This window comes from Terrabacter sp. R4-6, assembly GCF_057529065.1.
On the sequence record NZ_CP197224.1, the window covers coordinates 2,190,488 to 2,211,474 of the forward strand.

At 71.7% G+C, this 20,987-nt stretch carries 20 protein-coding genes; 8 read left to right on the plus strand and 12 right to left on the minus strand.

Features of this window, described 5'->3' with window-relative positions; translation table 11 throughout:
• The first annotated feature begins 4 nt into the window (after positions 1 to 4).
• A complete protein-coding gene (locus ACSSS0_RS10360) occupies positions 5 to 241 on the plus strand; it encodes a DUF1059 domain-containing protein (protein WP_487231089.1) in 237 nt (78 codons plus the stop codon).
• Between the two features lie 68 nt (positions 242 to 309).
• On the opposite strand, the gene ACSSS0_RS10365 is transcribed toward ACSSS0_RS10360, so the two are convergent.
• The 10 genes from ACSSS0_RS10365 to ACSSS0_RS10410 all read right to left on the minus strand — a co-directional run bounded on the left by ACSSS0_RS10365 (position 310) and on the right by ACSSS0_RS10410 (position 12,220).
• On the minus strand, positions 310 to 744 hold the full coding sequence (locus ACSSS0_RS10365) for a VOC family protein (RefSeq protein ID WP_487231090.1): 435 nt from the start codon (positions 742 to 744) through the stop codon (positions 310 to 312).
• A gap of 85 nt (positions 745 to 829) precedes the next feature.
• Entirely contained in the window at positions 830 to 3,496 is a 2,667-nt protein-coding gene (locus ACSSS0_RS10370) for a replicative DNA helicase (RefSeq protein ID WP_487231091.1), read from the minus strand.
• A gap of 436 nt (positions 3,497 to 3,932) precedes the next feature.
• Positions 3,933 to 4,712 carry a glucosamine-6-phosphate deaminase gene (locus tag ACSSS0_RS10375; RefSeq protein WP_487231092.1) on the minus strand — a complete coding sequence of 260 codons (780 nt, stop codon included), beginning with the start codon at positions 4,710 to 4,712 and terminating at the stop codon, positions 3,933 to 3,935.
• A complete protein-coding gene (locus ACSSS0_RS10380) occupies positions 4,712 to 5,869 on the minus strand; it encodes an ROK family protein (RefSeq protein WP_487231093.1) in 1,158 nt (385 codons plus the stop codon). The genes ACSSS0_RS10375 and ACSSS0_RS10380 overlap by 1 nt, the downstream gene beginning before the upstream one ends.
• Positions 5,866 to 7,296 carry a beta-N-acetylhexosaminidase gene (gene nagZ / locus ACSSS0_RS10385; protein WP_487231094.1) on the minus strand — a complete coding sequence of 477 codons (1,431 nt, stop codon included), beginning with the start codon at positions 7,294 to 7,296 and terminating at the stop codon, positions 5,866 to 5,868. Before nagZ ends, ACSSS0_RS10380 begins: the two co-directional genes overlap by 4 nt.
• A gap of 1 nt (position 7,297) precedes the next feature.
• On the minus strand, positions 7,298 to 8,161 hold the full coding sequence (locus ACSSS0_RS10390; protein WP_435984055.1) for a carbohydrate ABC transporter permease: 864 nt from the start codon (positions 8,159 to 8,161) through the stop codon (positions 7,298 to 7,300).
• Positions 8,158 to 9,105, minus strand: coding sequence for a carbohydrate ABC transporter permease (locus tag ACSSS0_RS10395; RefSeq protein WP_487231095.1), 948 nt, complete (start codon positions 9,103 to 9,105; stop codon positions 8,158 to 8,160). Before ACSSS0_RS10395 ends, ACSSS0_RS10390 begins: the two co-directional genes overlap by 4 nt.
• Positions 9,106 to 9,186: 81 nt before the next feature.
• Positions 9,187 to 10,545 carry an extracellular solute-binding protein gene (locus ACSSS0_RS10400; protein WP_487231096.1) on the minus strand — a complete coding sequence of 453 codons (1,359 nt, stop codon included), beginning with the start codon at positions 10,543 to 10,545 and terminating at the stop codon, positions 9,187 to 9,189.
• Positions 10,546 to 10,698: 153 nt separating this feature from the next.
• Positions 10,699 to 11,835, minus strand: a complete 1,137-nt coding sequence (locus tag ACSSS0_RS10405; protein ID WP_487231097.1) for an ROK family transcriptional regulator — start codon at positions 11,833 to 11,835, stop codon at positions 10,699 to 10,701.
• A 253-nt stretch (positions 11,836 to 12,088) separates the two neighbouring features.
• A complete protein-coding gene (locus tag ACSSS0_RS10410) occupies positions 12,089 to 12,220 on the minus strand; it encodes a hypothetical protein (protein WP_435984051.1) in 132 nt (43 codons plus the stop codon).
• A gap of 189 nt (positions 12,221 to 12,409) precedes the next feature.
• Between ACSSS0_RS10410 and ACSSS0_RS10415 the strand changes: the two genes are divergently transcribed.
• From ACSSS0_RS10415 to ACSSS0_RS10435, 5 genes are all read left to right on the plus strand, one after another.
• A complete protein-coding gene (locus ACSSS0_RS10415) occupies positions 12,410 to 12,685 on the plus strand; it encodes a DUF2277 domain-containing protein (RefSeq protein ID WP_020141684.1) in 276 nt (91 codons plus the stop codon).
• A gap of 19 nt (positions 12,686 to 12,704) precedes the next feature.
• Entirely contained in the window at positions 12,705 to 13,829 is a 1,125-nt protein-coding gene (locus ACSSS0_RS10420; protein WP_487231098.1) for a metallophosphoesterase, read from the plus strand.
• Between the two features lie 21 nt (positions 13,830 to 13,850).
• Positions 13,851 to 14,480 carry a class I SAM-dependent methyltransferase gene (locus ACSSS0_RS10425; protein ID WP_487231099.1) on the plus strand — a complete coding sequence of 210 codons (630 nt, stop codon included), beginning with the start codon at positions 13,851 to 13,853 and terminating at the stop codon, positions 14,478 to 14,480.
• 109 nt (positions 14,481 to 14,589) lie between these two features.
• A complete protein-coding gene (locus tag ACSSS0_RS10430) occupies positions 14,590 to 15,300 on the plus strand; it encodes a DNA alkylation repair protein (protein WP_487231100.1) in 711 nt (236 codons plus the stop codon).
• A 7-nt stretch (positions 15,301 to 15,307) separates the two neighbouring features.
• The gene (locus ACSSS0_RS10435; protein ID WP_487231101.1) at positions 15,308 to 16,648 is read left to right on the plus strand and encodes an MATE family efflux transporter; all 1,341 of its coding nucleotides are present in this window, start codon (positions 15,308 to 15,310) and stop codon (positions 16,646 to 16,648) included.
• A 3-nt stretch (positions 16,649 to 16,651) separates the two neighbouring features.
• Here ACSSS0_RS10435 and ACSSS0_RS10440 read toward each other — a convergent pair whose 3' ends face one another.
• Positions 16,652 to 17,134, minus strand: a complete 483-nt coding sequence (locus ACSSS0_RS10440; protein ID WP_435984046.1) for an anthrone oxygenase family protein — start codon at positions 17,132 to 17,134, stop codon at positions 16,652 to 16,654.
• Positions 17,135 to 17,223: 89 nt separating this feature from the next.
• Between ACSSS0_RS10440 and ACSSS0_RS10445 the strand changes: the two genes are divergently transcribed.
• Positions 17,224 to 18,195, plus strand: coding sequence for an AraC family transcriptional regulator (locus ACSSS0_RS10445; RefSeq protein WP_487231102.1), 972 nt, complete (start codon positions 17,224 to 17,226; stop codon positions 18,193 to 18,195).
• A gap of 270 nt (positions 18,196 to 18,465) precedes the next feature.
• Here the strand turns inward: ACSSS0_RS10445 and iolC are convergent, their stop codons facing one another.
• Positions 18,466 to 19,431: a 5-dehydro-2-deoxygluconokinase gene (gene iolC / locus ACSSS0_RS10450; protein ID WP_487231103.1), complete on the minus strand. Its 966-nt coding sequence runs from the start codon at positions 19,429 to 19,431 to the stop codon at positions 18,466 to 18,468.
• Between the two features lie 200 nt (positions 19,432 to 19,631).
• Between iolC and ACSSS0_RS10455 the strand changes: the two genes are divergently transcribed.
• Entirely contained in the window at positions 19,632 to 20,957 is a 1,326-nt protein-coding gene (locus tag ACSSS0_RS10455; RefSeq protein ID WP_487231104.1) for an ABC transporter substrate-binding protein, read from the plus strand.
• Positions 20,958 to 20,987: the final 30 nt, after the last annotated feature.

Below are 20,987 nucleotides of genomic sequence, written 5' to 3' on the forward strand. Positions count from 1 at the left end.
CACCATGAAGACCATGACCTGCCGAGCCCTCGGCGGACCCTGCGACCTCGCGCACCAGGCGGACACCGCCGACGAGATCATCAAGGCCCAGGACCGCCACCTCAAGGAGGCGGAGAAGGCCGGCGACGCCACCCACCAGGAGGCTCGTGAGGCAATGAAGAGCCGGTGGCGGCACCCGAAGAAGTCGATGGCCTGGTACACCGAGACCAAGCAGACCTTCGCGGCCCTCGCCGACGACTGAGACCCGCCGCCGGTCCGGTCACCCGCCGCTCGTGCAGCTGGTGGAGGGTGGCCGGGCCAGCCCCGCGGTCAGTCGAGACAGAACTCGTTGCCCTCGACGTCCTGCATCACCTGGCACGACTCGTTGAAGCCGTCGGCCCGCAGCAGCGTCCCCCGGGTGGCGCCGAGCGCGACGAGCCGGGCGCACTCGGACTCGAGGGCCGCCAGGCGCTCGTCACCGACGAGCCCGGTGCCGACCCGGACGTCGAGGTGGACCCGGTTCTTGACGACCTTGCCCTCGGGGACGCGCTGGAAGAACAGTCGCGGACCCGCCCCCGTCGGGTCCGAGCACGCGAAGGCCGAGCCCTGCCGCTCGGGCGGCAGCGACCGGTCGAACTCGTCCCACGAGGCGAAACCCTCGGGCGGCGGCGGCACCTCGTAGCCGAGCACCTCGCACCAGAAGCGGGCCACGCGCTCGGGATCTGCGCAGTCGAACGTGACCTGGACCTGCCTCACCGTCGCCATGCGCCCAGCCTACGGGCGCGGCCCCGGAGGCGACCACGCCAGATCTCCGCGGGCTCGAGCGGCCTCTGCTGCCAAGGGATCCGGGTCAGAAGTTGTTGGCCATGTTGGTGAAGCGGCTGAAGTGGCCCTGGAACGCGACGACGATCGTGTCGGTGGGGCCGTTTCGGTGCTTGGCCACGATGAGGTCGGCCTCGCCCTCTCGAGGAGAGTCCTTCTCGTAGGCGGCCTCTCGGTGGAGCAGGATCACCATGTCGGCGTCCTGCTCGATCGAGTTGTGCACGGCGATGCCATTGGCAATGAAGTTGTGCGTGCCGAGCACCGTCGCGTCGAAGACCTCCTCGACACCGTCCGGCTCCACCGAGACGACGCTGTCCCAGAGGACGTCGTTGACGGCGTAGAGCTCGAGCTCGGCGCTGTCGAGGACGGCGGCGACCTGCGCGAGCCGCTCCCGCGACGGGCTGTGCCGGTAGATCGCGGACCCGTTGTACTGGACGCCCATGACAGCTTGGAAGGCCCGCGTCGTCATGCCCTGCTCGGACATGACCTCGCGCACCGTGTCCCAGATGCCCACCGGCACGGTGTCGACATTCGTGTTCGACTTCGTCTCCCGGACGATCTCGAGCAGTCGTTCGGCCTGGACACCTCGGTCCCCGTGGACACCGATCTCCTGGAGGAAGCGACGCTGGCTGTCGCTGCCGGAGACGTCGAGGGTGTAGCCCGGTCGATAGCCGGCCTTCCGGACCGTGCGCACCCGCGTGGAGATGCCGAAGCGGAGGAGCAGTCGGGACAGGTCGTCGACGAGGCGTCGTGAGGTGGAGGCGTAGTAGACGCGGCCTCCGCGTCCGTTCTTGTTGACGGTGACCGAACCGTCGGTCGACCAGATGTGGCGAAGGAAGAGGGCGATCTGCCGCTTGGAGACGTGGAAGACCGGCTCCGGCACGAACTTCTCGTGGCTGCGCTTGTCGAACAGACCGAGCCCATCGAGCCATTCGGCGATGGGGTTGCGCTTGCCGTGCGTCAGCCGAAACGGCGCGCGCAGCCGGAGCGTGCTGACGCGGGATGCTGGGTAGTCGTCGCGCTGAGCAGCGACACCGAAAGTGAGCGCTGCCTTGGTGACGGCCTCGAGGTTCGCCTCGTCGATGCTCGCGTAGCGGATCGGCTGCCGCGCCACCATCGACCCGTCGCCGAGCATGTGGGCGAGCAGGATGATCCGCGAGTCCTCCCACGGCTCGTGCCGCTCAGGCGCAGGCACATGGCGGGGCACAGCGATCCTTGAGCCGGTGCGCAGGTCGCCCAGCGCAGTCCACCCGTCGTAGCCCAGGAAGGGATGGTTCTCCGTCGCCCGGACGGTCTTGCCGGAGGCAAGGGTCAGCTTGAACACCGGCTTCGTGCCGGTGGGAAAGACGTGTGTCAGGTGCCGCGTCACGTAGTGGAGCTTCTCGTCCAGGGCCCAGACCGGCACGTCCGTCGCACCGTCGGAATACAGCTGGCCGAGCGAGACCTCAGCACCGGTGTCGGCCCTCATGACCCGCGTCTCGGCGGTGAGGCAACCCGACTCACGGAGGTCGCTCATCGCGGGCTTCTTGTCGGTGCGCTGCTCGGGACCACGGTTCAGCTGCGAGATCGCGATGACCGGCACCTCGAGCTCTTTGGCGAGCAGCTTGAGGGCACGGGAGAACTCCGAGACCTCCTGCTGGCGCGACTCGACGCGCTTGCCCGAGCTCATGAGCTGGAGGTAGTCGATGACGACGAGCTTGAGGTTCTCGCGCTGCTTGAGCCGGCGGCACTTGGCGCGGATCTCCATGAGCGACATGTTGGGCGAGTCGTCGATGAAGAGCGGCGCATCGGAGACACGGCCCATGGTGGAGGCGAGGCGGGTCCAGTCCTCCTCGCGCATCGTGCCCTTGCGCATGTGCTGCAGCTGGATGCCGGCCTCGGCCGAGAGCAGACGCATGGTGATCTCGGTGCGGCTCATCTCGAGCGAGAAGACGACGGCGGCCATCTTGTGCTTGATCGCGGCCGACCGCACGATGTCCAGACCAATTGTCGATTTTCCCATCGCCGGCCTGGCGGCGATGACGATCATCTGGCCGGGGTGCAGGCCGTTGGTCAAGGCGTCGAAGTCGGTGAATCCCGTTGGCACACCGGTCATCTCGCCCGAGCGGCCCGACGCGACCTCGATCTCGTCGACCGTGGCCTCGATGATGTCGCCGATGGCGTGGTAGTCCTCGCCGCCGCGCTTGTCGGCGACGGCGTAGACCTCGGCCTGGGCCGCGTTGACGATGTCCTCGACGTCGCCTCCGCCCTGCGCATAGCCGAGCTGGACGATGCGGGTGCCGGCCTCGACGAGGCGGCGCAGCACGGCGCGCTCGGCGACGATCTGGGCGTAGTAGCCGGCGTTGGCCGCGGTGGGGACCGACGCGATGAGCTGGTGGAGGTAGGCCTGCCCCCCGACGCGTCCGAGGTCGCCGCGCTTGGTCAGCTCGTCGCTGACGGTGATGGCGTCGGCGGGCTCGCCGCGGCCGTAGAGGTCGAGGACGGCGTCGTAGATGAGCTCGTGCGCGGGCCGGTAGAAGTCGGTGCCCTTGAGCTGCTCGACACAGTCGGCGATGGCGTCCTTGGACAGGAGCATGCCGCCGAGGACCGACTGCTCGGCCCCGACGTCCTGGGGCGGGAGGCGGTCGTCGGGTGGCCCCCCGTCACGGGTCGACGACGACGCGAACGCGCTCGTGCTCAGCTCAGCGAGCGACACGTGCTCCCCTTCCCCTGAGTGATGAATGACATCGGTGCAACCCGGTCCACACCAGTAGACAACGTGGCGCTGACAGCGCCTGGCAGGACGGCGCCGACGAGACCTACCCAGCCCGTCGCGCACCTCCCCGAGGAGCACCCGCCCCACCGTAGGTGCGGGGCTCCACCGACAACAACCTCAACGGCCCTCCGCGTCCGTCCCCCTGTGGACAACCGGTGGACGGACACCCCCGACACGCCGTCAACAGGTGTGGACAACATGTGTGCACAACTGTGGGGATGTGGCGCCGGTCACAGGACGTCGTGCTCGGTGACCTGCGCAAACACCTGTCCACGGGGTGTGGAGAACAAGTTCCTCACCCCTGTGCGTTGTCCACAACCGGTCGCGACACGCCCGACCGTGGGGTAAGCCGTCCGGCTGGGGCGCGCGGACACGCTCAGAGCCCGGCTGCCGAGGCGTCGTAGTAGTCCCGGTTGCGCAGCCCCGAGGCGGCGGCCTCGTCGAGCACGGCGGTCGCGTCGGCGTGCCACTGGAGCACCGAGGCCGGGCACGAGGCCGACAGCGGGCCCTCGAGGGCGGCCGCCACGGCCTCCGCCTTGCCCGGTCCGGACGCGACGAGCACGAGGCGTCGCGCGTCGAGGACGGTCCCGAGGCCTTGGGTGACGCAGTGGGTCGGCACGTCGTCGATGCCGTCGAAGAACCGCGCGTTGTCGTGCCGCGTCCGGTCCGACAGCCGCTTGACCCTCGTTCGGGACGACAGCGCCGAGCCGGGCTCGTTGAAGCCGAGGTGACCGTTGGCGCCGATGCCGAGGATCTGCACGTCGACCCCGCCCGCCTCCCGGATCATTCGCTCGTACTCCGTTGCGCCGGAGACGAGCTCGTCCTCGTCGCGGCCGGAGCCATCGGGCACGTGCAGCCGGTCCGGAGCCAGTCCGAGCGGCCCGCACACCTCGCGGAGCAGCACCTCGCGGTACGACTGCGGGTGCCCGGCCGGCAGCCCGACGTACTCGTCGAGCGCGAACCCGCTGGCGCCGCGCAGGTCGAGCCGACCGCTCGCCACGGCCTGCGAGAGCTCGGCGTACAGGCCGAGGGGTGATGACCCGGTCGCGAGCCCGATGACCGGATCGGCGCGGCGGGCGGCGGACAGGCCGTCGATGACGACCTCGGCAGCCCGGCGGGCGACGTCGGCGGGCGTGGGCAGGACGAGGACCTCCATCAGCCCACCTTCTCACCGGGCACGGTGGCACCGGGGAGCGCGTCCGCGGTCGCGACCGTTGACCCGGTCGTTGCCCCGACCCCAGCCCCGACCCCAGCCCCGACCCCAGCCACGACCGCAGACCCGACCGCAGACCCGACCGCTGCGAGGCGCGGGGCGTCTGGGAGGGCGAGCCACGCCGCTCCGAGCGCCGCCACGGGCACGTCGGCCGGCAGCAGCTCGACGCGGTCGGGCAGGCCCAGGGCGGCGATCATCCTCGAGCTGCGCGCGCGGCGCTCGAGGTCCGCACGGATCCCGTCGAGCAGCGGGGCGCCGAGCCCGGCCAGGCCACCACCCACGACAACACGTTCGGCACCGGAGGCGAGGGCGAGCACCTGGACCGCCAGCCCCACCCCGGTGCACAGCACGTCGACGGCCGCGGCCGCGAGAGGGTCGCCGGCCGCCGCCGCCGCGAAGGGGTCCGTCGTCCGGCGGCTCGGTGCCGGCCAGAGACGAGCGAGGGCCGATCCCGAGGCCACCGTCTCGAGGCAGCCGACCTGGCCACAGGTGCACGGCGCGTCCCCACCGACGGGCAGGTGCCCGATCTCGCCCGCCGCACCGTCGATGCCGCGGACCACGGCTCCATCGCGCACGACGGCCGAGGCGAGCCCCGTCCCGAGGTTGAGGTAGGCCAGCGCCGCGTCCGATACAGGGCCCGAAGCGCGGTCCGACGCACGGTCCAGCCCAGGGTCGCTCCCGGTGCCCGCGCCGGCGGTCACGGGTGCGGCGGCCGACCTCGACCCGACGCCCGACGGCGCACGCAGGCGCCAGGCACCGAGGGCCGCCGCCTTGACGTCGTTCTCGACCGCGACCCGCACGCCGAGGCGCTCGGAGAGCTCGCCCGCGAGGTCGAGGGACTCGACCTCGAGGTTGACCGCGTGCCGGACCCGCCCCCTCACGGGGTCGACGAGCCCGGGCATGCACGCCCCGACCGGCACGACTCCCCCCGCTTCCGTGGCGAGGACCTCCTGCGCCAGCCGCACCGCGACGTCGACGACGCCGGCCGAGCCCCGGCCGGACGGTGCCGACCGCAGCGCCAGCACGGTGCTGTCGACCACGAGGGCCACAGCCGTCTTGGTCCCGCCGATGTCGATGCCGAGCCGTGGCCCGGCCGTCATCGCGCCGGCACCCCGAGGTAGCGGCCGAGGGCCTGGGCCACGACGACCGAGCCGCCGAAGGTCACGAGGTCGGCGCCGCCGCGCGGCCAGCCGCAGTCGACGACGATCGTCGGGTGGCCTTGCGCGCGAAGGCGATCGGCGACCTCCCAGAGCGGATGACCCGCAGCAAGTCCTCGACCGGCCACGGCAACCCGGGCCCCGTCGGGCACGTCGCCCTCCGGTGTCGTCAGCCCGGCGGCATCCGGCCCCCAGGCCACCCGCCCGACGGCGAGGTTGGGGTCGGACGCGACCTGGACGATGACGGGGTCACCGGGAGCGTCGAGCCACGCGCGCACGGCGTCACCGACGGCGAAGCCCCGGACGAGCGCGCCGTTGGCCCAGGCGGGCACGACCGCGTCGCCGTCCTCACGCTCCGCGCCCACCGCTCCGACGTCGAAACCCTTGGACAGCAACGCGACCCGCGCCGCGGCCTCCTCCAGACGCTCGAGCGGCAGTCGTCCGGCCGCAGCCGCCTCGACGACGGCCTCGACGACCGCGAGGTAGCACTCCTCCGTGGTCTCGGAGCCGACGCAGAGCAGGTCGCACCCGGCGACGAGAGCGCGCACGGCCGCCTCGGGGATGCCGGTCTCCGCCGACGCCCCGGCCATGTCGAGGGCGTCGGAGACGATGACCCCCTCGAAGCCGAGCCGCCCGCGCAGCACGTCACCGAGCACGGTCGGCGAGAACGTCGCGGGACGCTCGGCGTCGATGGCGCTGACGACGACGTGGGAGGTCATGATGCACGCGACCCCCGCCTCGATCGCTGCCCGGAACGGCTCGAGCTCGCGGGCGTCGAGCACGTGCGCCTCGACGTGCACCCGCGGCAGTGCGTGGTGCGAGTCGGTCACGGTGTCACCGTGCCCCGGGAAGTGCTTGGCGCAGGCCGCGACCCCGACCGACTGCACGCCGTCGACGTAGGCCGCGGAGTGCCGGGCCACGTGCGCCGCGTCGGCCCCGAAGCTGCGCACCCCGATGACGGGGTTCTCGTCGGCCGAGTTGACGTCGACGACGGGCGCCAGGTCGAGGTTGATGCCGTATGCCGCGAGCTCGCGCCCGATGGCCGCGGCCGAGGCCCGCGTCAGCGCGGTGTCGTCGAGGCGACCCAGCAGCGCGTTCCCGGGCTGCGTCGACCCGGTCGGGTAGTGCAGCCGCGTCACGTCACCGCCCTCCTCGTCGACGGCGACGAGGAGGTCCGGAGCCACCGACCGCAGCGACGTGCACAGCCGCGCCAGCTGGTCCGGGTCGACGACGTTCGCGCCGTAGAGGCAGACGGAGGCCAGCCCGGCGGCATACTCCCGCTCGACCCAGGCAGGGACGGAGGTGCCGACGAAACCGGGCATGAGCGTGCCGACAGCGAGGCGCCGCAGCGCCTCTCGTGACGTGTTCATGTCAGCCCTTCACCGCCCCGCCGACGAGGCCGTTGCTCATGCGTCCCTGGACGACGAGGAAGAAGATGATGACGGGCACGGCGACGACGGTCGAGGCGGCCATGACCTGGCCCCAGTCGGTCTCGCGGGTCGCGCTCGCCTGGACGAAGCCGCGCAGCCACAGCGGCAGGGTGCGTGACTGCTCCTCCGTCATGACGACCAGCGCGACGGTGAACTCGTTCCACGCCTGGAGGAAGGCGTAGACGCCCGACGCGACGAGCCCGGGAGCCAGCAGCGGGAACGTGATCCGCAGGAACGCCTTGGTGCGCGAGAGGCCGTCGACCATGGCCGCCTCCTCGAGCTCGACCGGCACGCCGGCCACGAAGCCGCGCAGCATCCACACGGTGAATGGCACGACGGCCGCGGTGTAGAGCAGCGCGAGACCGAGCACGTTGTTGAGCAGCCCGACCGAGCTCATCATCTTGTACTGCGCGATGAAGAGGCCCTCGGCCGGCAGCATCTGGATGAGGAGCAGGGCGAGGATGAACGAGCGCCGGCCGCGGAAGCGGAAGCGGCTGATCGCGAGCGCCCCGAGGAAGGCGATGACGATCGCTGCTGCCACGGTGACGAGGGTGACGGCGAGCGAGATCCCCAGTGCTCGAATGAAACCCGCGTCCCCGAACACGGTCGCGAAGTTGTCGAAAGAGCCGCCGAAGGGCAGGAAGGTCGGGGTGCTCGACTGGAGGGTCACCTTGTCGAGGAAGGCCGAGTTGATCATCCAGTAGACGGGGAACGCCCAGACGAGGGCGAGGAGGACGGCGACGACGGTGAGGACCGCGCGCCGGGTCGAGCGACGGGAGCTGGCGGGGCCGAGGATGCGGCTCACGACTCCTCCTTCATGAGCGAGCGGACGTAGTACCAGCTGACGGCGACGGTGAGCAGGAGCATGAGGATCGAGACGGCGCTGGCCATCCCGAAGTCGCCTGCGCCCGTGCCGAGCTGGTAGATGTACGTGCCGAGCAGGTGGGTCTCGTTGGCCACGCCGCCGGCGTCCTGGAGCAGCTTGATCTGCGTGAAGACCCGCAGGTCCCAGATGAGCTGGAGCAGCAGGACGATCGAGATGACCGGCGCGACGAGGGGAAGGATGATGTGGCGCAGGCGTTTCCAGCCTCCGGCTCCGTCGATCTCGGCCGCCTCGAGCACCTCCGGGGAGAGCTGGGTCAGGCCGGCGTAGATCGACAGGGCGACGAAGGGCACGCTCATCCACACGACGATGACGGCCGCGACGACGAGGAACGAGAGCGGCTCGACGAGCCAGTTGTGGCCCTGGGCGTCGACGCCGAGGCGCTCGAGCGCCCAGTTGAGCAGGCCGTTGCGCCAGTTGACGATCCACGTCCACACGGTCATCGAGGCGACGACGGGCATGGCCCAGGCGAGCAGGAGCGCGACCTGGAGCACGAGGCGGCCAGCGCGGCTGACCGCGCCCATGAGCAGGGCGAGGCCGAGGCCGATCGCCACCGTCGACAGGGCGCACACGAGGCAGAAGACGAGGGAGCGCCCGACGATCACCCACAGCTCGGGGTCGGTCACGAGCGACGCGTAGTTCGCGAGGCCCACCCACTCGGGCGGCTGGCCGAACTGCTGCATCATCCCGAAGTGCTGGAAGCTCGTGACGATCTGCCACCCGACGGGGTAGCCGAGCGCGGCGACGAGCAGGACGAGCGAGGGGAGCACGAGCCAGGCGGGCGTATGCCGTCGGGCCGGGCGGGCGGGAGCCGTGGGCTCGGGCGCGGGGGCGGTCTCGGGGGGAGCGGTCGCCGTGGAGGTCATGGGCGGGCCTTTCGAACGTGACGGCCGGCGGTCGGGTGGGTGGGCACCCGACCGCCGGACGTGGTTCACGCGAGGGTCAGGTCACTTGAGGTTGAGCAGCGGCGTGATCTTCGCGTCGTATTCCGTGGCCAGGGCCGTGAGGTCCGAGGCGTCCCGGATCTTGGAGAAGAACTCCTCCATGACCATCTTCGACTCGACGGTGGCCCAGCCCGGGGCGGCCGGCGTCAGCTTGGAGTTCGTCGCGGAGTCGATGAGCGCCTTGGCGAACTGGTCGTCGCCGAGCGAGCTGACGTAGTCGGTGTTGGCCGGGCCGAGGCCGGCGCCGCCGAGCTTCTTCTGGTAGTCGGCGGAGAAGATGATCTTGAGCAGCTCCTTGGACAGGGCCTGGTTCTGGCTGGCCTTGGAGATGGCGATGTTCGAGCCGCCGGCGAAGACCGGCGCGGGCTTGCCGTCGTTGCCGGGCAGGACGAAGGCGCTGAACTTCTTGTCGTTCCACTCGCGGACCTTCTTGCCGTCCTTCTCGACGAGGTCGCCGATGGACCAGTGCGCCCAGCCCGGCGCCATGATCGTCGCGGCGGCGAGGGACGTCTTGCCGGTGACGTTGCCGGACTCGTCGAGGATCTCGTCGGCGTCGTTGACGTAGAGCCAGGGGGTCTGGTCCTTGGCGTCGGCCGGGGCCTTCGACGCGTTCTTGTAGAGGTCCTGCAGCTGGGTCAGGCCCTTGACCGTGTTGGGGTCGGCGAGGGTCGAGACCCACTGGCCGTTCTCCTGCTTCGCGAGCTCGCCGCCGTTGGCGAAGATCCACGAGATGCCGTTGCGCCAGTCCTGGCCACCGAGGAAGAAGCCCGAGAAGTTCTTGATGTTGCGGGGGTTCTTCGTCGTGATCGTCGTGACGGCGGCGTTGAACTCGTCGAGGGTCTTCGGCGCGGCGACACCGGCCTCCTGCCAGAGGTCCTTGCGCGCGAACATGTAGCGCGAGCCGAAGTAGTAGGGCAGGGCGTACTGCTTGCCGTCGACCGAGCCGACGTCGACGAACGACTGGAGCAGCTTGCTGCCGCCGAGCTCCTGGTACAGGTCCGACACGTCGCTGAAGGCGCCGACGTTGGTGAAGGTCGGGCTCTGCGTGTTGCCGATCTCGGTGACGTCGGGCGTGTTCTTCGGGTCGGGCAGCGACGTCGTCAGCTTGGTGACGAGGTCGCCCCAGCTCTGCTCCTCGATCTTGAGGGTGGCGCCGGTCTTCGTCTTGAAGGTGTCCTGCAGGTAGGTGCGCAGCTCCTTCGGGGTGTCGGTGCCCGCCAGCCAGAGGGTGATCGTCTTGCCGGCGTTGCCCGACGCTCCCGCGGACGGGTCGGTCGTCGAGCCGGTGGCACCCCCACCGCACGCGGTGAGGACGAGCGCCGCGGTGGTCGTGGCCACGGCCAGACCCAGGGTCTTCTTCATTCCTTGTCTTCCTTTCGAAGGGCCGCGGTGCGGACCGGTTGTTCGCTGGACGCGAGTGGAGGGGTGTCCCTGTGGAGGGGAGTTCGAGGGGGTGGTGCGCTGTCGTGGACCGAGGGCGTATGCCGTCCGGCCGGGTCGGGGTGGACGGCGGGGTCAGGCGACCCCGAGCTGGTCCCAGAGGACGAGGACGGCGGCGCCGCGCAGGACGATGTCGTCGGAGCGGTGCGCGAGGCGCACCGTGAGGTCGGTCGTGGTGCGAGCGAGGAGGCGGGCCCGGAGGGTCTCCTCGACGGCGTCGCGCAGGACCCCGCCGAGGAGGTGCTCGGGTCCGCTGAGGACGACCTCCGAGAGGTCGAGGGCCGCGACGACGGGGGCGAGGGCGATCCCGAGCCGCTCGCCGGCCTCGCGCAGCGGCTCCTGCGGGTCGTCGGCGGGTGCCGAGGCGAGCGCCCGCTCGAGGTTGGGGGCCGAGATCCACGTCTCGAGGCAGCCGACCTTGCCGCAGCGACACATGGCACCGCCGTCGGTGCCGACGGTGACGTGGCCGATCTCGCCCGAGGCGAAGTGTGCACCACGCACGCGCTGGCCGCCGACGATGAGGCCGCCACCGACACCGCGGCCGATCTTGACGAGGACGAGGTCGTCGCCGCCGTCGCCGAGCGTGTAGTCGGCGTGGACGGCGGCGTCGGCGTCGTTGACGACGAAGACGGGCAGGCCGGTCGCGTCGGCGACGATGTCGCGCAGCGGCACGTCGTTCCAGCCGAGGTTGGGGGCCGTGTCGACGACGCCGCCGGGCCCGACGATGCCCGGCGTGCCGACGCCGATCCCGAGCAGCGGCGCAGTGGCGGCACCGATGACCTCGTGGACGAGGTCGAGCACGGTGTCGACGACGGCCTGGCCGGAGTCGTCGCCGATCGGGCGCTCGGCGCGGACGAGGATGTTGCCGTCGAGGTCGAGCACCGCGGCGCGGAGCACCTCGTGGGCGGCGAGGTCGACGCCGATGGCCTGCAGCCCGGTGCGGTTGACGTCGACGAGGGTGCCGGGCTTGCCGGGGCGCACGACCTCGGAGGGTCCGAGCTCGACGGCGTGGCCGCTGTCCATGAGCTCGGAGACGAGGTCGGAGACGGTCACCTTGCTCATCCCGAGGCGACGGGCGAGGTCGGCGCGGCTCATCGCGCCGACGGAGTAGAGCATCTGGAGCACGAGCGAGAGGTTGTGCCGCCGGCCGTGGGCAGGCAGCACGGCGGTGCGGGGGGAGACGCGGCGGGCTCGCGGCAGTGCGGTGGTCACGAGAGTTAGTAAAGTTTACTAACTCTCACTTTGGCAACCCCCTGGTCGGGAAATGTTCACGTCCGTGCGCACCCGTCGTCGCTCCGAGGTGATCCCGGCACCGCCGTGGGCCTACCGATCACCTCGGCCCCGGCGCGCGGCCCGCCGGGTCGGCGGCGGCAGCAAGCGGCCCCGGGAACCAGCGGTTCCCGGGGCCGGCCGTCGTGGACCGCGGGGCCCGAGGCCCACGCGTCAGCGACGGCGCATCAGCGCGTCAGCAGAAGGACTTGCCGGCGCACATCTGCTGCGGGCCGTCGACCGCCTGGGCCCCGGGGGCACCGACAAGGCCGACGACGGCGAAGGCGGCGACAGCGAGACCGATCATGTAGCGGCGTGCGTTGCGCATGAGTACTCCTGGGTTGCGAGTGGGCGGGCCACGACCGGTCGGTCGGGGCCCCGTGTCGTGCGCCTCCCGGCGACGGGCGACGCTCGGGAGGTGTCCCGTGCCTCCATCGAACGGCCGACGACCGCGAGGCGCGCGGCGTCTGCAGGTTGCTGCAACCCGGCCGGTGCCGAGTCGGCCTACAGTCGAGGTATGTGCCGCAACATCCGACAGCTCCACAACTTCGAGCCGCCCGCGACGAGCGACGAGGTCCGTGCCGCCGCGCTGCAGTACGTCCGCAAGGTCAGCGGGAGCACCAAGCCCAGCCAGGCCAACCAGGAGGCGTTCGACGAGGCGGTCGAGGCGGTCGCCCACGCGACGGCCCACCTGCTCGAGCACCTGACGACGACCGCTCCGCCCAAGGACCGCGAGATCGAGCGCCAGAAGGCGCGCGAGCGCAACGCGGTCCGTTTCGGCACCCCCGCCTGAACCGCGCCGGCTGACCTCCTTGTCGTTCTTCGTCGCCGTCGTCGCGGCGCTCCTCGCGCTGCTCACCTTCGTCCTCCACCGTCGCCTCGCCGTGGCGCCCGGCTGGCCCACGGGGGCCCGGCGCGCCGTCGCCGTCGTGCTCACGCTCGGCTGGGCCGCGACCCTGTGCGCCTTCGCCGTCCAGAGCGGCGTCATCGACCCGCGCGGCACCCGATGGCTCGCCTGGGCGGGCATGACGTGGCTCGCGCTGGCGTGGTACCTCCTGCTCGCCGTCGTGCTCGGGATCCTCGCTCTCGCAACGAGACTCGCGCGTCGCCCACAGGCCCGGCGCTCGGTGCTGCGGGTGGGCACCCCGCTCGTCGTCGCCCTGGCACTCGGCACGACGGCATACGGCCTCCACGAGGCGTCCGAACCGACGGTCACTCCGGTCACGGTCACTGACGCCGAGCTCCCGGCCGAGTTCGACGGCCTGCGCGTCGCGCTCGTCACCGACCTCCACGTCGGCCCGATCCGTGACGCCTCCTTCACCCGCCGCGTCGTCGACCAGGTCAACGCGCAGCGTCCCGACGTCGTCGTGCTCGGGGGCGACCTCATCGACGGCAAGGTGAGCCAGGTGTCCGACGCGCTCGCCCCGCTCGCCGACCTCGAGGCCCCGCTCGGGGTCTTCGCCGTGAGCGGCAACCACGAGTTCATCTCGCAGGAGGCCGACGCGTGGATGGACCACTGGGAGACCCTCGGCATCGACGTCCTGCGCAACGAGAACGTCACGCTGACACAGGGCTCCGCGACCATCCGGATGGCCGGCATCCACGACGAGACCGGCCGGGGCCCCGACGCACCCAACATCGACCGGGCCCTCTCGGGCGTCCCCGCCTCGACGTTCACGATGCTCGCCGCGCACCAGCCCAAGGCCGCCGAGTCGGCCCGGGGCAAGGCCGTCGACCTCCAGCTCTCCGGGCACACCCACGGCGGCCAGCTGTGGCCGTTCCGGTATGCCGTCCTGCTCCAGCAGCCGGTCATCGACGGTCTCGGGGCGGTCGGCGACGTGCCGGTCCTGACGAGCCGTGGCGCCGGCGCCTGGGGTCCACCCGTTCGCGTCCTCGCGCCGCCGGAGATCCCGGTCATCACCCTGCGCGCCGGCTGAGTCCCGCCCTAGGCTGGCCGCATGGGAATCTGGGCGACCCAGGTCACGCCGCGCCTCGTCGCCGCCGGCGGCGGCGAGGACGAGAAGGTCCGCGCACTCCGGGCCCGGGCCTGCGAGGGGCTCCACGGGGAGGTCGTCGAGCTCGGCTTCGGCAGCGGGCTCAACATCGGGCTGTACCCCGCTGCCGTGACGCGCATCGTCGCCGTCGAGCCGTCCGACGTCGCGTGGGAGCTGGGCGCGCAGCGCCGCGCGGGCAGCCCGATCCCCATCGACCGCGGCGACCTCGACGGACAGTGGCTCAGCCTGCCGGACGCGAGCGCCGACGCGGTCCTCTCGACGTTCACGCTGTGCACGATCCCCGACGTCCACCGCGCCCTCGCCGAGGTCCGGCGCGTCCTGCGACCCGGCGCCGCACTCCACTTCCTCGAGCACGGCATCGCCCCGGAGGAGGGCATCCAGCGCTGGCAGCGCGTCATCGAACCGGTGCAGAAGCGGGTCTTCGACGGGTGCCACCTGACCCGCCCCATCGACCGGCTCGTCGAGCAGTCGGGTCTCGTCATCAAGGACATCGACCGCGCCTACGCTCCGATGCCGAAGCTGATGCGGCCGTGGGTCTTCGGCTACCTCGGGCGGGCCGTCCGGCCGGCCTGACGGCGAGCGTGACCCAACCGTCCGGCACACCTCGTCGTCGACCCCGCTCTCGACGTCTCGGTGCTCGAGCGCTGACGGGCCCGTCGGCGGCGCCGACTACGGTTGGCGCATGACGATCGGCCCGCACCCCGACCTCGTGTCGGAGGTGCGGGCCGCTCTCGCCGCCCGGGCCGACCCGGAGCGGGCTGCCGGCCAGCAGCGCTACATGAAGTCGGCGATGCCGTACCTCGGCCTCACGTCACCCCAGCTCAAGGCCGCCCTCGCTCCCCTGCTCCGCGATCCCGGCCTCGCCATGGAGTCGCGCGAGCAGTGGGAGGCGACGATCCGGGCCCTCTGGGACGGCGCCACCCACCGGGAGCAGTGGTATGCCGCCATCGCCCTCGCGCGACACCGCGCCTACCGCGCGTGGGTCGACAGCGACGCGATGCCGCTGTGGGAGAGCCTGATCCGCGCCGGATCATGGTGGGACGTCGTCGACGACATCGCGACGCACCTCGTCCGCGACACGGTGCTCGCGCACCCGGCGGTCGAGGGCCTGCGGATGCGCGACTGGGCCGGGTCGGACTCGCTGTGGGTGCGCCGTTCGGCGATCATCTGCCAGATCGGCGCACGTGACCGCCTCGACCAGTCGCTGCTCACCGACGTCATCGAGCCCAACGTCGACGACCCGGACTTCTTCAGCCGCAAGGCGATCGGCTGGGCGCTGCGTGACCATGCCCGCGTCGACCCGCAGTGGGTGCGCTCGTTCGTCGCCGCCCACCCGGACCTGTCCGGCCTCTCGCGACGCGAGGCCCTCAAGCACCTCGGGCCGCTGACGTGAGCCACCCGTGAGCCCCACCTCGCCGCTGCCCACGAACCACCGCCGCGAGATCGTCCGCCTGGCGGTCCCGGCGTTCCTCGCGCTCATCGCCGAGCCGCTCTTCCTCCTCGCGGACTCGGCGATCATCGGCCACCTCGGCACCGCCGAGCTCGCCGGGCTCGGGGTCGCGAGCGCCTCTCTCGTGACGGCGGCCGGGATCTTCGTCTTCCTCGCCTACGGCACGACGAGCGTCGTCGCGCGTCACCTCGGCGCCGGCGACGAGCGCTCCGCGGTCAGCGCCGGCATCGACGGGTTCTGGCTGGCCCTCGGTCTCGGCGCCGTCACGGCGGCCTGCGTCGCGGTCTGGGCCGGCCCGATCAGCGCCGCCTTCGGCGCCTCCCCCGCCGTCCTCGAGCAGGCGACGACCTACCTGCGCATCTCCGCCCTCGGCATCCCCGCGATGCTCGTCATCCTCGCCGTGACCGGCGTGCTCCGCGGCCTCCAGGACACGACGACCCCCCTCGTCGCCTCGGTCGTCGGCTTCGGCGCCAACATCGTGCTCAACCTCGTCTTCGTCTACGGGTTGCACTGGGGCATCGCCGGGTCCGCGTGGGGCACCGTCATCGCCCAGACCGGCATGGGTGTCGCCCTCGTCACCGTGCTGCTCGTCAAGGCACGGGCCCGTCAGGCCCGGCTCCGCCCGCACCCGGCGCGCGTCCTCGCGGCCGCACGCACCGGCATACCCCTGCTCGTGCGCACCGTCGCACTGCGCGCGATCCTCATCGTCACGACGTGGGTCGCGGCCTCGCTCGGTGACGTGACCCTCGCGGCCCACCAGGTCGCGATGACGATCTGGTCGTTCCTCGCCTTCGCGCTCGACGCCCTGGCGATCGCGGCCCAGGCCATCACCGGTCGCGCTCTGGGCGCCGGCGACCGGACGGCGGTTCGCGACGCCATGGGCACGATGATCCGCTGGGGGGTGTGGGGTGGGCTGGCCCTCGGACTCGTCATCGCCGGGCTCCACTCGGTCGTGCCGCCGCTCTTCACCCCCGACCCCGCCGTGCAGGAGGCGCTCGGTGCGGCCCTCGTCGTCGTCGGGCTCGGTCAGGCGGTGGCCGGCTACGTCTTCGTCCTCGACGGCGTGCTCATCGGCGCGGGCGACGGCCGGTGGCTCGCCTGGGGCATGGTCGTCACGTTCGTCGCCTACCTCCCGCTCATCCTCGCGGTGCGCTCCGCGGGACCCAGCGGCTCCCCGACCCGCGACGTCGTCGTGCTCTGGGCCGCGTTCACGGGGTTCATGGTGATCCGTGGCATGGGCCTGGGCTGGCGGGCCCGGCGCGACGACTGGATGGTCGTCGGCGCCCGCTGACCCTCAGCCGCCCCGGACGGCGCCGGCGACGAGGAGGCCGGCGGACGCGAGCGACAGCGCCGCCCGCACGTGGTTCATCGCGACCCAGCCGGGCGCATACCCCTGCCATGCCGCGGCCGCCGCGGACGAGCCGGCGTCGACGCGATCGAGCGCGTCGTTGCGTGGCACGTGGTAGGCGGCGGTGACCCCGAGGGCGACGACCCCGGTGAGCGCCCCGGCGACGAGCAGGGCCCGGGCGCTGCCGCTCGAGCGGGCGAGCGCCCAGCCGCCGACGGCGAGCGACCCGAGACCCGAGACGACGAGGGGCACGGCGAGCCCGCGCGGGGCGGTGACGTTGACGGCCTGCATGGCGCGCACGGCGTCACCGGCCGCCAGCCGGTCGAGAGCCGGCATGACGAAGGTCGAGAAGCCGACGAAGACGCCTCCGAGCACGCCGGTGCCGAGGGCGGTCGCGAGGGTGACGGTGCGCATCAGGGTGGTGTCCATGTCTCCATGAGACCGCGCTCACGTGAGCAGGTGAATGCGTATCCGGCTCATCAACCTCTGTGATCGTCTCACCGGCGTACCGTGGGGCGATGGACACCCTGAGCACCGTCATGGACGGCCACCGGGCTCGGGGCGCCTCGCTGCTCCGGTGCGAGATGCGAGCGCCGTGGTCCCTGCGCATCGAGGACGAGGCCGCGCTGGGGCTCGTCGTCATGGTCTCCGGCAGCGCCCGGCTCGTCCCGACCCACGGCAGTCCGATCCGGCTCGACGCCGGCGACCTCGCCCTCGTCAAGGGCACCCACCCGTGGGTGTTCGCCGACGACGCCGCGACCGAGCCCACCGTCGTCATCGAGCCCGGCAACGTCTGCCGGTCCCTGACGGGCGAGCACCTCGCCGTGTCGCTCGGCCTCGGGACGCGCACGTGGGGTAACGCGGGTGACGTGCCGGGAGACACGACCTTCCTCACGGCGTCGTGGGAGCTCGCGAGCCAGCTCACGGGTCGCCTGCTCGACGCCCTGCCCGACGTGGCGGTCGTCCCGGCCGACGAGGGCGACCCGACGCTCTCGGGACTGCTCGCGCGCGAGGTGCAGCGCGACCTCCCGGGCCAGGACGTCGTGCTCGACCGCCTCGTCGACCTCGTGCTCATCGGCGCCGTCCGCCAGTGGTTCTCGCGCGCCGAGAGCTCGGCTCCGTCGTGGTGGAGCGCGGGCTCCGACCCGCTCGTCGGCCGTGCGCTCGGCGCGATGCAGGACGAGCCCGGCCACGCCTGGACCCTCGACGCCCTCGCCGCCCACGTCCACGTCTCGCGGGCGACCCTCTCGCGCCGGTTCACCGAGCTCGTCGGCCAGTCGCCGATGGCCTACCTCACCCACTGGCGACTGGCCCGTGCCGCCGACCTGCTCCGCACGGGCAGCCTCAGCGTCGAGCAGGTCGCGCACGCCGTCGGCTACGCGAACGCGTTCGCCTTCAGCGCCGCCTTCAAGCGCGAGCACGGGACCTCGCCACGGGCGTTCCGCTCGGCGACGGGCCGGCCGGGCGCGTCGAGCCCCGTCCCCGGCTGACCCACCACGACGGATGTCGTATGCCGTCTCGCCCGCTCCCGCACGTCCCTGACCGACACGTGGGCGCAGTCAGGGCGAACTGCTACGGGTTTCCCAGCGTTCTTTAAGGTCCGGCGTCCATAGTCGATCTCGTGAGTTGCTCCTGTGCGACTCGGTGATCTCCTCCCCCTGTCGGATCACCGGGTCAAGGGCACCCGCCCCCGCTGGTCGAGTTCGGCGACGTGACCAGCGGGGGCGGGTTTTCTCGTATCCGGGCACCCGCGCGTCGCCTCACATCGCCCCGTCGGCGACCTCGACGTCCGACAGCAGCGCCTGCACCTCGGCCGTCGTCGGCATCGCCGTCGAGCAGCCGAGCCGGCCGGCGACGAGGGCGCCCGCGACGTTGGCGAAGTGGAGGGTCCGCTCGAGGTCCCACCCCTCGAGCAGGCCGTGCACGAGCGCGCCGCCGAAGGCGTCCCCCGCGCCGAGGCCGTTGACGACCCGGACGGGGAAGGCCCCGACGCTCACCTGCTCGGACGGCGTCATGGCGAGCACGCCACGCGGACCCTGCTTGACGACGGCGAGCTCGACGCCCGCCGCGAGCAGCGCCCGGGCGGCACGCTCGGGGTCGGTCTCTCCCGTGGCGATCTCGCACTCCTCGAGGTTGCCGACGGCGACCGTCGCGTGACCGACGGCGTCGCGCACCTGCCTGCGGGCCTCGTCCGGATCGCTCCAGAAGACGGGCCGGTAGTCGAGGTCGAGGACGGTGAGCGGCGCCCGGCCTCGCTCCTCCCAGGCGGCGTGGTGCGCCGCGCGGCTCGGCTCCTGACTCAGTCCGGTCACGGTTGACCAGTAGACCCGGGCCTCTCGGATCGCTTGCAGGGGAAGCGATTCCGCGGTGATGAGCAGGTCCGGCGCGATCGGGTAGCGATAGAACCAGATCGGGAAGTGGTCCGGCGGGAACACCTCGCAGAAGGTGACCGGGGTGGGCGGCCCACCGGTGATGGTCTGGACGTACGCGTCGTCGACGCCGAGCTGGAGCAGCTCGCGGTGGACGAAGCGTCCGAAGGCGTCGTCGGCCGTGGCGCTGACGAGTGCCGCGCGCCGGCCGTGGCGAGCCGCGGCGACCGTGACGTTGGCCGCGCTGCCCCCGAGGAACTTCTCGAAGGTGCGCACCTCGTCGAGCGTGACGCCGTGCTGGAGGGGGTAGAGGTCGACGCCCACGCGACCGATCGCGACGAGGTCGTAGACGGTCACGGAAGCCTCCCATTGGCGCCGGGCCCACGCCGGCGTCTGGACCTCCACGCTAGCGGCGATCAGGTCACGGAATGGTCACGGCCCTTGACCGATGGGTGCCGGCACCCCCATTCTCCTCGTGAGAGCGCTCTCACGGCCACGTCTCACGCACGGAGAGCGCTCCCACACCCACACTGGGGATGAGACCAAAGGAGCTCTCCATGACATCCCGTTCCACCCGGATCGGCGCGCCCTCCGTGCGCTCTCGCCACGCCGTACTCGCCACCCTCACCGTCGGACTGCTGGCCCTCTCGGCCTGCAGCTCGGCTTCGGGTGGCGACAGCCCCTCCACGCAGGCCGGCAGCACCGGAGGTGGTGGACCGGTCACCCTGACGCTCGCCACCTTCAACCAGTTCGGCTACGAGGAGCTCATCCCCGAGTTCGAGAAGTCGCACCCGAACATCAAGGTCACCCACAAGAAGGCCGCGACGTCCAACGAGGCCCGCGACAACTTCTTCACCCGCCTCTCGGCCGGCAGCGGCATGGCCGACGTCGAGGCTGTCGAGGTCGACTGGCTCCCGGAGATGCTCCAGTACTCCGACAAGTTCAACGACCTCAACTCCGCGGACGTCCAGGGCCGCTGGCTCGACTGGAAGGCCAAGGCCGCCACCGACGCCGAGGGTCACCTCATCGGCTACGGCACGGACTCCGGTCCCGAGGCCATCTGCTACCGCAGCGACCTCTTCAAGGCCGCCGGCCTGCCGAGCGACCGCGAGTCGGTCGCCAAGCTCTTCGGCAACACGTGGGAGAGCTACTTCGCCGCCGGCAAGCAGTTCAAGGCCAAGTCGAAGGTCCCCTACTTCGACAGCATCGGTGCCACGTACCAGGGCATGGTCAACCAGCTCGAGGCCGCCTACGAGAACCCGAGCGACGACGCGATCACCGCGACCGACAACGCCGCCGTCAAGAAGATCTACGACCAGGTCATCCAGGCCGGCATCACCGACGGGCTCTCGGCCAAGCTCCAGCAGTGGGGCGACGACTGGACCGCGAGCTACCAGAAGAACGGCTTCGCCACGATGCTCTGCCCCGGCTGGATGGTCGGCGTCATCGAGGGCAACGCCAAGGGCGTCAAGGGCTGGGACGTCGCCAACACCTTCCCCGGTGGCGGCGGCAACTGGGGCGGTTCGTACCTGACCGTGCCGAAGCAGAGCGCCCACCCGAAGGAGGCCCAGGAGCTCGCCGCGTGGCTGACCGCGCCCGAGCAGCAGATCAAGGCCTTCAAGAAGGTCGGCGCCTTCCCGAGCCAGAAGCAGGCCCTCGAGAGCCAGGACCTGCTCTCGTTCACGGTCGCCTCCTTCAACAACGCGCCGACCGGCCAGATCTTCGCCGACCGCGCCAAGGCCGTCACCATCACGCCGTACAAGGGCACCCACTACTTCGCGATCAACGACGCGATGCAGCAGGCTCTGACCCGCGTCGAGCAGGGCACCTCCCCGCAGGAGTCCTGGGACAAGTGGGTCGGCGACGTCAAGGCCCTCGGCTGACCTGACCCACCAGCCGGCCGTGGACGGCCC

What these genes read in the sequence shown, in the direction of transcription:
- ACSSS0_RS10360 (WP_487231089.1), top strand. Translation starts at nt 5, where the DNA reads ATGAAGACCATGACCTGCCGAGCCCTCGGCGGACCCTGCGACCTCGCG.
- ACSSS0_RS10365 (WP_487231090.1), bottom strand. Translation starts at nt 744, where the DNA reads ATGGCGACGGTGAGGCAGGTCCAGGTCACGTTCGACTGCGCAGATCCC.
- ACSSS0_RS10375 (WP_487231092.1), bottom strand. Translation starts at nt 4,712, where the DNA reads ATGGAGGTCCTCGTCCTGCCCACGCCCGCCGACGTCGCCCGCCGGGCT.
- ACSSS0_RS10380 (WP_487231093.1), bottom strand. Translation starts at nt 5,869, where the DNA reads ATGACGGCCGGGCCACGGCTCGGCATCGACATCGGCGGGACCAAGACG.
- nagZ (WP_487231094.1), bottom strand. Translation starts at nt 7,296, where the DNA reads ATGAACACGTCACGAGAGGCGCTGCGGCGCCTCGCTGTCGGCACGCTC.
- ACSSS0_RS10395 (WP_487231095.1), bottom strand. Translation starts at nt 9,105, where the DNA reads ATGACCTCCACGGCGACCGCTCCCCCCGAGACCGCCCCCGCGCCCGAG.
- ACSSS0_RS10400 (WP_487231096.1), bottom strand. Translation starts at nt 10,545, where the DNA reads ATGAAGAAGACCCTGGGTCTGGCCGTGGCCACGACCACCGCGGCGCTC.
- ACSSS0_RS10410 (WP_435984051.1), bottom strand. Translation starts at nt 12,220, where the DNA reads ATGCGCAACGCACGCCGCTACATGATCGGTCTCGCTGTCGCCGCCTTC.
- ACSSS0_RS10415 (WP_020141684.1), top strand. Translation starts at nt 12,410, where the DNA reads ATGTGCCGCAACATCCGACAGCTCCACAACTTCGAGCCGCCCGCGACG.
- ACSSS0_RS10425 (WP_487231099.1), top strand. Translation starts at nt 13,851, where the DNA reads ATGGGAATCTGGGCGACCCAGGTCACGCCGCGCCTCGTCGCCGCCGGC.
- ACSSS0_RS10430 (WP_487231100.1), top strand. Translation starts at nt 14,590, where the DNA reads ATGACGATCGGCCCGCACCCCGACCTCGTGTCGGAGGTGCGGGCCGCT.
- ACSSS0_RS10440 (WP_435984046.1), bottom strand. Translation starts at nt 17,134, where the DNA reads ATGGACACCACCCTGATGCGCACCGTCACCCTCGCGACCGCCCTCGGC.
- ACSSS0_RS10445 (WP_487231102.1), top strand. Translation starts at nt 17,224, where the DNA reads ATGGACACCCTGAGCACCGTCATGGACGGCCACCGGGCTCGGGGCGCC.
- ACSSS0_RS10455 (WP_487231104.1), top strand. Translation starts at nt 19,632, where the DNA reads ATGACATCCCGTTCCACCCGGATCGGCGCGCCCTCCGTGCGCTCTCGC.